The sequence below is a fragment of the Actinoplanes oryzae genome, assembly GCF_030757795.1.
Classification (GTDB): domain Bacteria; phylum Actinomycetota; class Actinomycetes; order Mycobacteriales; family Micromonosporaceae; genus Actinoplanes.
Genome location: NZ_JAUQWH010000247.1, coordinates 1 through 9307, shown reverse-complemented (window position 1 = coordinate 9307; position 9307 = coordinate 1). Strand labels below are relative to the sequence as shown.

At 73.9% G+C, this 9307-nt stretch carries 11 protein-coding genes; 5 read left to right on the top strand and 6 right to left on the bottom strand.

The genetic code is table 11. The features are described from left to right. Nucleotides 1-233, top strand: a 233-nt coding sequence (locus tag RBH18_RS41260) for a hypothetical protein (RefSeq protein ID WP_306215962.1), incomplete at its 5' end; no start/stop codon positions are given. Between the two features lie 108 nt (nt 234-341). Here the strand turns inward: RBH18_RS41260 and RBH18_RS41255 are convergent. The 4 genes from RBH18_RS41255 to RBH18_RS41240 all read right to left on the bottom strand — a co-directional run bounded on the left by RBH18_RS41255 (nt 342) and on the right by RBH18_RS41240 (nt 2754). Next, nucleotides 342-800 carry a hypothetical protein gene (locus tag RBH18_RS41255; protein ID WP_306215961.1) on the bottom strand — a complete coding sequence of 153 codons (459 nt, stop codon included), beginning with the start codon at nt 798-800 and terminating at the stop codon, nt 342-344. A 90-nt stretch (nt 801-890) separates the two neighbouring features. Then, the gene (locus RBH18_RS41250) at nt 891-1484 is read right to left on the bottom strand and encodes a DedA family protein (RefSeq protein WP_306215960.1); all 594 of its coding nucleotides are present in this window, start codon (nt 1482-1484) and stop codon (nt 891-893) included. Further along, nucleotides 1472-2257 carry an MBL fold metallo-hydrolase gene (locus RBH18_RS41245; protein ID WP_306215959.1) on the bottom strand — a complete coding sequence of 262 codons (786 nt, stop codon included), beginning with the start codon at nt 2255-2257 and terminating at the stop codon, nt 1472-1474. The genes RBH18_RS41250 and RBH18_RS41245 overlap by 13 nt, the downstream gene beginning before the upstream one ends. After that, nucleotides 2254-2754 (bottom strand): DUF1990 family protein, encoded by a 501-nt coding sequence (locus RBH18_RS41240; protein ID WP_306215958.1) that lies wholly within the window; start codon nt 2752-2754, stop codon nt 2254-2256. Before RBH18_RS41240 ends, RBH18_RS41245 begins: the two co-directional genes overlap by 4 nt. A gap of 56 nt (nt 2755-2810) precedes the next feature. Here RBH18_RS41240 and RBH18_RS41235 point away from each other — a divergent pair, with 56 nt between their 5' ends. Genes RBH18_RS41235 through RBH18_RS41220 form a run of 4 tightly spaced genes read left to right on the top strand, consistent with a single transcriptional unit; the run spans nt 2811 to nt 7200 of the window. Then, the gene (locus tag RBH18_RS41235; RefSeq protein ID WP_306215957.1) at nt 2811-3782 is read left to right on the top strand and encodes a diacylglycerol/lipid kinase family protein; all 972 of its coding nucleotides are present in this window, start codon (nt 2811-2813) and stop codon (nt 3780-3782) included. A 5-nt stretch (nt 3783-3787) separates the two neighbouring features. Beyond that, entirely contained in the window at nt 3788-4867 is a 1080-nt protein-coding gene (locus tag RBH18_RS41230; protein ID WP_306215956.1) for a YihY/virulence factor BrkB family protein, read from the top strand. Between the two features lie 33 nt (nt 4868-4900). Next, on the top strand, nt 4901-6424 hold the full coding sequence (locus tag RBH18_RS41225) for a phosphatase PAP2 family protein (protein WP_306215955.1): 1524 nt from the start codon (nt 4901-4903) through the stop codon (nt 6422-6424). Then, entirely contained in the window at nt 6421-7200 is a 780-nt protein-coding gene (locus RBH18_RS41220) for an endonuclease/exonuclease/phosphatase family protein (RefSeq protein WP_306215954.1), read from the top strand. Before RBH18_RS41225 ends, RBH18_RS41220 begins: the two co-directional genes overlap by 4 nt. Here RBH18_RS41220 and RBH18_RS41215 read toward each other — a convergent pair. Together RBH18_RS41215 and RBH18_RS41210 are read right to left on the bottom strand one after the other, a co-directional pair. Next, complete coding sequence (locus RBH18_RS41215; RefSeq protein WP_306215953.1) at nt 7187-8782, bottom strand: GGDEF domain-containing protein; 1596 nt, start codon at nt 8780-8782, stop codon at nt 7187-7189. The genes RBH18_RS41220 and RBH18_RS41215 overlap by 14 nt on opposite strands. A gap of 119 nt (nt 8783-8901) precedes the next feature. Beyond that, on the bottom strand, nt 8902-9307 hold a 406-nt coding region (locus RBH18_RS41210; protein WP_306215952.1), incomplete at its 5' end, for a fibronectin type III domain-containing protein.

Below are 9307 nucleotides of genomic sequence, written 5' to 3'. Positions count from 1 at the left end.
GCGACCTCCCGCCGGTCCTGGCCCAGCCGCTCGCGCTGCGCCACCTGCTCACGACGATGCTCGCGGCCGTGACCGGCGACGCCGCGACGGTCACGGCCACGACCGGCGACGACGGCACGGTCCGCCTGACGGTCGCGGACGCCGGGACCACGATCACCGTGCCGCTCCAGGCCGTGGCCGGTCCCGCCGATGCTCAGATACGCACGGCGGGGCGAGCCACCCAAGCGGGCTGACCCGCCCCCGGGGCGCTCAGCCGGCAATGCCGCGAGGCAGGCCCCGCGCCCGGCGAACCCGCTGCTCCCACGCCGCGTGCACACCTGCCCGAACGATCGGGCGGCGGATCAGGACGCTGCCGGCGACGGGCGGTCCGTCCCGGCGGGTACGGGATCACCGGGCCGGGGCGTCCTCGTGCCCAGATCGAGGTACCACACGTCGTCCTCCGTGCTGAGCGCGATGGTGTCGCTGATGCTCTGCCCGGCGGGCCCGGTCGCGCTGATCCGCGCGACGGGTGCCTTGGGAAAGTCGGTGGGCAGCCACTCGACCCGGACGCCGGACCACTGCCGGTTCCCGAGCGCCCCGATCTTGCTGTCGATCTCGCTCGTATCGTCGAGCCGGGGGTTGTGCAGCTCGACCAGGCGGCTGCGGTCACCGCTCTGCACCGCGGCGACGTACTCGGCGACGATCTCGTCCTTGGACATGCCCTCCGACGCCGGCGAGTCGCACCCGCCGGCCGCCAGACCCGCGCCGAGCGCGAGCACGGCACCGAGCCACCGAACCGCCCCGGATCGCCGTCCCGTCACGTCCCTACCGTAGCCGCTCCTGTCACCCGCGACGCTGGTCCCGAGCGGCGGCGTGGCGGTCGAGCGCTGCTCCCGTGCCGGGCCACTCCGTCAGGAGGGGGTGGGGTCGGCTTCGGTCGCGCGGGCGTCGCGGGCGGCGCGGCGGCGGTTGACCAGGCTGACGATCTGGGTGACCAGGACGACGAGGATGACGGCGGCGATGACGCCCTGCCAGGGCTCGGGGAAGATCGAGCCGCCCGCGACGCCGATGCCGGCGTAGACCGCCGACCACAGGGCGCAGGCGGGCAGGTTCGCGATGACGAACGTACGCCAGGGCAGGCCGAGGAACGCCGCCGCGAGCAGGACCGGGACGCGGCCGCCGGGGAGCAGGCGGGAGACCAGCAGGACCGGGATCTGGCTCTTGTGCAGGCGGTCCTTGACGGTGGCCAGGTGCTCCTCGTCGCGCAGCCAGCGCAGGCGGCGGGCCAGCTTCTCCCCGCCGGCGCGGCACATCGCGTACATGACCAGATCGCCCACGTACGCGCCGGCGGCGCCCGCCGCGATGGTCAGGACGATGAGCGGCGGGTGGTCGTGGAAGGCGAGGGCGGCGGCACCGCTGACGGCCGCGCCCGTGGGGACGACCGGGACGATCGCGCCGAACGCGACCACCAGGAACAACCAGCCCAGAGTTCCTAGTTCGGCCATGTGCCCGATTCAACCGTGAGGGTCTCGCCCTGCGCGAGCACCCGGACGTGGGTGTCGGGGCTGGTGGTGGCCGCCACGCGGGCGAACTCCTCGCCCGGGCCGGAGAACATGTGCGGGCGGACGCGGCCCATGCCGATCGGCCAGAACGTGCCGTAGTGCACAGGGACGGCCCACGCCGCCTTGACCCGGCGCAGCGCCTCCGCGCCGTCCGCCGCGTCCAGGTGGCCCTCGGCGCCCAGGGTGGGACCCCAGCCGCCGACCGGGACGAGCGCCAGGTCGAGCGGGCCCAGCTCGCTCATGCCGTCGAAGAGGCCGGTGTCGCCGCCGTACCAGGTGCGGGCCGCGCCCTCGACGACGAAGCCCATCGCTCGTGAGGTGAGGCGTGACCACGGCCCGCGGTTGCCGTCGTGGGCCGCCGGGACCGCGCGCACGGTGACGGCGCCGACCGTCGTCTCCTCGCCCGGCGCCAGCTCGACGCAGCGGTCCGCCCACGCCCGGCCCAGGCCCTTGGCCACGAAGCCCGCGCTGCCGCGGGGCACGACGAGCAGCGGGGAACCGGGGACGGCCTTGAGCGACGGCAGGTGGAAGTGGTCGGCGTGCAGGTGCGAGACCAGTACGGCGTCCGGCGCCCCGGGCAGCTCGGGCGTGGCGCCCGCCATCCGGCGCAGGTGGAACAGGCGGTCGGTGAGCAGGGGGTCGGTCAGCAGCGAGACCCCCGAGTCGGCCAGCCACATGGTGCTGTGCCCCCACCACGTGACACTGATTGCGCTCACCGGACCACCTTAAGCTGACGTCGCAGGGACAGGGCGCACAGGCGGGCGTACAGGTGCTGAAGGGGTTTGGACGCGGGTCCCAGCGCCCGCATCGGCAGCCGGGCCGGCCGGCTGAACGACCGGATCGTGAGCCAGGTGCCGCCGGCGTCCCGCTCCACCACGAACGACTCCTCGCCGCTGGCCTGGTGCCCGCGCAGCGTGCCGTACGCGAACCCCGCGCGGTCCGCCTCCTCGGCCCTCCAGACCACCTGGCACGGCGCCTGCACCGGGCCGCGGCCGACGATCACCCGGACGCCGGGGGCGGCACGGCCCGCCGAGGCCCGCGCCCCCGTGCCGGTGCCTTGCTGCATCTGAAACGTGAGAACGACCTCAGCGGCCCGTGCGAACACCCCGGGCGGGCCGACCCGGGTGCGGTAGCGCAGGTGGCGGTACCCGCCCGGCAGCGGGTCGCGCAAGGTCGCCCCCACGTCGGGGTACGTGAATCCGGAAGTTGTCACCCCCTCGATCTTCCCTCAGGTTTCGGAACCCAACCTCGGTGGGCACTCTGGCGCCCGTGACTGGACCCCGCTCCGCTGTCGTGTACAACCCGGTCAAGGTGACGGACCTCGATCTGCTGCGCCGCACCATCAACGAGGGCCTGGCGCAGGCCGGGTGGCCCGAGCCCGAGTGGCTCGAGACCAGCCCCGAGGACCCGGGCCGTGGCGTGGCCACCAAGGCCGTCGAGAACGGCGCCGAGCTCGTCTTCGTGTCCGGGGGCGACGGCACGGTGATGGCCGTCGTCGACGCGCTCGCCGGGACGGACGTGGCGCTCGCCGTGCTGCCCGCGGGCACCGGCAACCTGCTCGCCGCGAACCTCGGCCTGAGCACCGACGCCGCCACGGGCGTGCAGGTGGCGATCGAGGGCGGCCGCCGGCGCATCGACGTCGGCGTGGCGGGCGACCAGAGCTTCGTGGTCATGGCCGGCATGGGCTTCGACGCGCAGATGCTGGAGGGCACGTCCGAGGTCGCGAAGAAGCACGTGGGCTGGATCGCGTACGTGGGCGGTGCCGTGAAGCACCTGCGGGACCGGCCGATGCGCGTCATCATCTCCCTCGACGGCAAGCCCGCCCTGCACCGGCGCCCGCGCAGCGTGATCGTCGGCAACGTGGGCCGGCTGCAGGGCGGCGTCCGGCTGCTCAGCGAGGCCGACCCGGCGGACGGCAAGCTCGACGTGGCGATCCTCAGCCCCCGCTCGCTGGCCCAGTGGGCCGCGCTGGGCTGGGCGGTCGTGCGCCGGCGCGAGCGGGTGCCGAGCATGGAGACCTACACCGCGGCCAAGGTGGAGATCCGCGCCGCCCGGCCGCAGCCCCGCCAGCTCGACGGCGACCTCATCGAGCCGGGCAAGAGCATGTCCATCGGCGTCCGGCACCGCGCGCTGCTGCTGTGCGTCCCGCAGCCGGACGGCGACCCCGACCTGGCCTACGACGCCTCCGCCGCCGAGCGCGCCGCGGAGGGGGTGCGCGCGGCGGCCGAAGAGGGTAAATAAGTCGCATGAGCAGCACGGAACCGGTCCCGGAAACGCGGTGCATGTCGGGGGACGAGCTGTCCGCCGACGATGCCTTCCTCGCCCTGCGGCACTACGGGCGGTGGCCCCTGGTCCGCGACGCGTTCGTCCGGTTCCGCTACGGCGACGGCTTCAGCCACTCGCGCGCCCTGGCCCTGCAGTTGTGCCTCGCGATCGTGCCGTTCCTCATCGCGCTCTCCGGTCTGGCGACGGATCTGGGAGCCGAGGAGGGCGGCCAGGTCGTCGCCGACACGGTGCTCGCCCTGACGCCCGGCGCCAGCGAGCCGCTGGTGCGGGACCTGCTCAACGAGGACGACTCCACCGAGGACGCCGGCGAGGTCGCGCTCACCCTCGGTCTCATCACCGGCCTGGTCGCGCTGACCACCGCGATGGCCCAGATCGAGCGCGGCGCCAACCGCATCTACGGCGTCGAACGCGACCGGCAGGCGCTCAAGAAGTACTTCCGCGCCGCCGTGCTCGCCGTCGTGGCCGGGCTGCCCGCGCTCTTCGGCTTCCTGTTACTGGTCGCCGGGCACGCCACGGGCGACTCCATAGCCCAGCAGTCCGGCTGGGGCGACAGCTTACGGACGGTGTGGACGTTCCTCCGCTGGCCCCTGAGCCTCGCGCTGATCGTCTTCCCGGTGGGCGTCCTCTTCCGCTACTCGCCGCGCCGCCGCCAGCCCGGCCTGACCTGGCTGCTCTTCGGCGCGGCCCTGTCCACGATCCTGTGGTGGGCGGCGAGCCTGCTGCTCGCGGGGTACGTGCTGCTCAGCGACGGCTTCGGCGCCACGTACGGGCCGCTGACCGCGATGATGGCGCTGCTGCTCTGGGCCAACCTCACCGGCATCGCGATCTTCCTCGGGCTGGCCTTCGCCGCGCAGCTCGAGGCGCAGCGCGTCGGCGTCACCGAGCCCGCGCTCAAGGACCGGTGGGAGCCCGGCGACGACGAGCTGGAGACGTTCGACGGCGAGGACCCGATCACCACGCGCAAGCGGATCGAGATCCTCGGCAAGAAGCCCGTCCCCGCCCCGCGTGAACCCGGTGTGAGCGCCGAGCCGACCGGGTAAAAGCCGCCTGCCGACGAGCGAGCAGGAGTGACGATGACCGATACGGTGACGCGCACCGACCCCGACGACGGGCGGGTGCACAAGCGGGTCGGATGGGGACCGGTACGGCACTTCACCGAGCGCAGCCTCGTGGGCCTGCTCGTGGTGGCCGCCCTGGGACTCGCGTTCGGACTGCTCCTGCTGCTGGTGCGCTTCCGCTGGGGACCGCTGCAGGACCTCGACCGGTCGATCGCGCAGGGCCTCAACGACCTGGTGTCCCCGCACCCGCCGGTCGTCACGGTGCTCAAGGCCATCGCGGACCTCGGCGGCCGTACCATCATGATCTGGCTCGTCACCGTCGCGGTGGTGCTGCTGCTGATCCGGCGGCGCACCCGGCTCGCGGTCTACCTGATCGTCACGGGCGCGGGCGGGCTGCTGCTCGACCCGTCGCTCAAGACGCTCGTCGGCCGGCTGCGCCCGGTCGTGGACGTGCCCGTGGCGTCCGCCCCCGGCAACAGCTTCCCGAGCGGGCACGCGCTCGGGTCGATGGTCGCGTACGGCTCGCTGCTGCTGGTCTTCCTTCCCGCCGTCCCGCCGCGCTGGCGCAAGGCCGCGATCGGGCTGGTTGCGCTGATCGTCGTGCTGGTCGGCATCACGCGGATCTCGCTGGGCGTGCACTACCTGTCCGATGTGCTCGCCGGCTGGCTGCTCGGGGCGGCGTGGCTGGTCGTCACCGCGTACGCCTTCCGGGTCTGGCGCCGCGAGACCGGCCGCCGCGCCGCGCCGCTCACCGAGGGCCTCGAACCGGAGGCCGCGCACGACGTCAAGCCGGCGCCCGACGAGGACCGCCTGCTGCCGCACCCGCTGGCCGGCGTCGCCGAGCTGATCGTCGGCTGGGTCTTCACGTTCGGCCTGCTCTACGTGATCGGCTGGACGCTGACCAACGTCGCCGCCGGGACCGCCTTCGAGGACGCCGACAACGGCGTGGTCCACTGGCTGCAGACCTTCCGCACGCCGACGCTCGACGACATCAGCTACGGCTGGAGCAAGGCCGGCGACACCCACGCGATCATGCTCGTGTCCCTGGTGTTCTGCCCGCTCGCCCTGGCCCTGTGGCGGCGCTGGCGGCCGGTGCTGTTCGTGGTGCTGGCGATGTTCGGCGAGCTGAGCCTGTTCCTGAGCAGCGCCGCCGCGGTCGGCCGGCCCCGCCCGCCGTACGAGCAGATGGACGGCCAGATGCCGACCTCGTCCTTCCCCTCCGGCCACATCGCCGCGACCATGTGCCTGTACGCCGCCATCGCGGTCCTGTGCTTCCCGCGCGTCCGGGCGTGGTGGCGGTGGGCGTTCGTGGCGCTTGCCGTGATCATGCCGGTGGGCGTGGCCCTGTCCCGCATGTACCGGGGCATGCACCACCCGACCGACGTCCTCGGCGCCTGCGTCCTGACCGCCTGCTGGATCACGCTGCTGTGGTGGGTCCTCAAGCCCAACGAGGACATCGCCCGCGGCAACACGGCCGACGCCGGTGAGCTGACCGAGCGCGACGCCCACGAGGACCTGACCGAGGTGCCGGCCAGGTGAAGCTGCTCACCTGGAACATCCGGACCGGCGGCTCCGGCGGCCGGCTCGACGCGGTGGTCACGCTGCTCGCCCGGGAACGCCCGGACGTGATCGCGCTGCAGGAGTTGCGTGACTTCCATCGCCACGACGGGCAGCGGATGGCCGAGGTCGCCGCCGCCCTGGGCATGACGGCGGTGCTGGCCCCGTCGGTCTTCGGGCAGCCGGTGGCCGTGCTCGTGCGCCCGCCGCTGACGGTGTCCGCCCGCGCAGCGGTCCGGTGGCGGTTGCACCACGCGGCGGCTGTTGCCACTATCCCCACCGGGGGCGGTGAACTGACTGTTGTCAGCACCCATCTCAACCCGTTCCGGCCGTACCGGCGGCTGCGCGAGGCGACCTGGCTCGCGCACCGCTACCGGGCGCCGCTGACCGTCATCGCCGGCGACCTCAACTCGCTCGACCCGGACACCCAGCACCGCGAGCGGCTGGCCCGGCTGAGCGAGCTCTACCGGCGCCGCCACCTCGGGCCGGACGGCCAGGTGGACACCCGTGCCGTAGCCGCCTTCCGCTCGGCGGGTTTTCAGGACCTCTGGCGTACGGCCGGCAGCGGCGACGGTCTCACCGTGCCGACCAGCAAGGGCGGCGGCCAGGAGTTCTCGAACGCGGGCATGCGTCTCGACTACCTGATGGCCCGGCCCGCCCTGGCCGCGCTGGCCACCGGCGCCCGGGTGATCCGCGGCGACGAGGCGGAGTGGGCCTCGGACCACTATCCGCTGGCGGTGACGTTCAAAGGTCTGTGACCACCCGGTCGCGGCCTTCCCGCTTGGCCACGTAGAGGTTGCGGTCCGCGAGGGAGAGCAGGGCCGACGGGGAGCCGCGGCCGTCGTCGGAGGTCGTGACGCCGATGCTGGCCGTCACCGGCAGGGTGCCCGTGACCGGTGCCCAGTCGTGGTCGCTGATCAGCCGGCGCAGCCGCTCGCAGTGCTCGGCCGCCTCGGCGGGACCGGCGCCCGGCATGACGAGCAGGAACTCCTCGCCGCCCATCCGGGCCGCGACCATCGGGCCGGTGGCGAACTCGGCGAGCAGCTCGGCGACCTGCTGCAGCACGGCGTCGCCGGTGCTGTGGGAGAGCCGGTCGTTGATCTGCTTGAAGTGGTCGAGGTCCACCATGGCCACCGAGATGGCACTGCGGCGGACGAGGGCCTCGCCGAGCAGGGCGGGCAGGCGCCCGTTGACGTACCGGCGGTTGTAGAGGCCGGTGAGCGCGTCGCGGTGGGCCATCTCCCGGAAGTGCTCGCTGGCCTGCCGGGCCTCGGTCGCCTCGAAGACGGCCTGCAGGGCGCGGGCCCGGGCCTCGCTCTGCGCCGAGTGCAGCGCGGACATGGCCCGGTGGAAGGCGCGGTGTTCCTCGTACGCGAGCTCGAAGCGGCCCGTGGCGGCGTACAGGGCGGCCTGCTCCTCGCGGGCCTGGGCGCGCACCCGGTCGAGGCCGCGCTCGGTCGCCATCCGGGCAGCCGCGTCGAGGGCCTCCTGCGCGGCGGCGTAGCGCTGGTCGAGCCGGCGCGCCTCCGCCAGGGTGAGCAGGCAGACGGCCGGGGCGTCGCCCTCGTGCATCTCCACGAGCGACTGGTCGGCGTCGAGGACGACGTGCAGGATCTTCTCGACCGTGCCGTAGTTGCCGCTCATCATCTCGATGCGCGCGATCGTGTCCAGCTCCAGTGCGCTGAACCGCCGCCCGGCCGGCGCGAGCGCGTCCCGCATGCGCGTGACCAGCTCGCGTGCGCCACGCTCGTCGTCCTTCTCGTACGCGGTGTAGGCCATGTTGTTGAGGATGTTGAGCGCCAGCTCGGCGTCGCCGGCCGCGCTCGCCAGCTGCAGCGCCTCGCGGAACCGCCGGGCGCCCTCCTCGGTCGACCCGCTCTCGTCCAGCGCGACGGCCAGCGTCATCAGGTGCCGCGCGCGGACGCCGTCGGGCTCGTCGTCGGCGAGGTGCGAGTACGACTGCACGGCGTGCGTCAGCCCCTCGGACAGGTCCCCGACCTGCCGGTAGAAAATCGACAGCACCCGGTGCGCCCGGGCCAGCAGGAAGGCGTGATCGTGCTCGCCGGCCCACGCGAGCACCTCGTGCGCCCACCGTCCGCCGCGCTCGGAGCGGCCCTCGCGGACGAGCACGTTCGCGCGCAGCAGCCGGGCGCGCATGGCCAGATCCTCGTGCCTGAGCGCGACGGCCCGGCGCTCGGCGGTGGCGGCGGGCGCGGCGACGCTGCGGAACTTGGCGGTCGCCCGCCCCTCCAGCTCGACGAGGACGGCCTCGAGCTGGGCGCGTTCGGTCTCGTGGGTGCTGCCGGCCGTCCCCCGGGGCGTAGCTGTCTGCGTCGTCACCCGACACCCCACCTCCGTCGAGGGCCCCGGCGGGGTCCCGGCCATGCCTGCCTATCGGCGCTTCGCCGGGCGGGTTGAGGTGCGGTCCGGGTGCGGGTCGGTGGCAATCGCGGCGTCCGTCAGCGGGACGTGCAGGCGGGCGTGGAGGTGGCGACCCGGTCGACGCCGTAGACGACGGCGACCGTGAAGCAGTAGTCGACCTGGGCGTTGAGGCCGTAGACGACGTACTCCGCGGTGCCCGGCGCCAGCTGCTGGAAGGCGCGCTGCTCCTGGCCGGCCCGGCCGCCGGAGATCAGGACCGGCCCGTCGGCGTCCGCCGGGTAGCGCCAGGTCAGCGAGACGCTGTCCCGGTTGTCCTTGATCTTGACGCTGTCGGGGGCGCCCTCGTCGGCCGCGGGCACGCTGGCGCGGGGCGGGACCGAGGCGGCTTCCGGCGGCGGGGCGGTGCCGGCGGTGCCGGCGGACGGCGTGGCGGCGTCGCCGCGGGGGAGCGTCACGGCCACGATGGCCGCGGCGGCGGCGATG

Excerpts from the sequence above, each read along its gene's own strand:
- RBH18_RS41225 (WP_306215955.1), top strand. The coding sequence starts at position 4,901 with ATGACCGATACGGTGACGCGCACCGACCCCGACGACGGGCGGGTGCAC.
- RBH18_RS41250 (WP_306215960.1), bottom strand. The coding sequence starts at position 1,484 with ATGGCCGAACTAGGAACTCTGGGCTGGTTGTTCCTGGTGGTCGCGTTC.
- RBH18_RS41230 (WP_306215956.1), top strand. The coding sequence starts at position 3,788 with ATGAGCAGCACGGAACCGGTCCCGGAAACGCGGTGCATGTCGGGGGAC.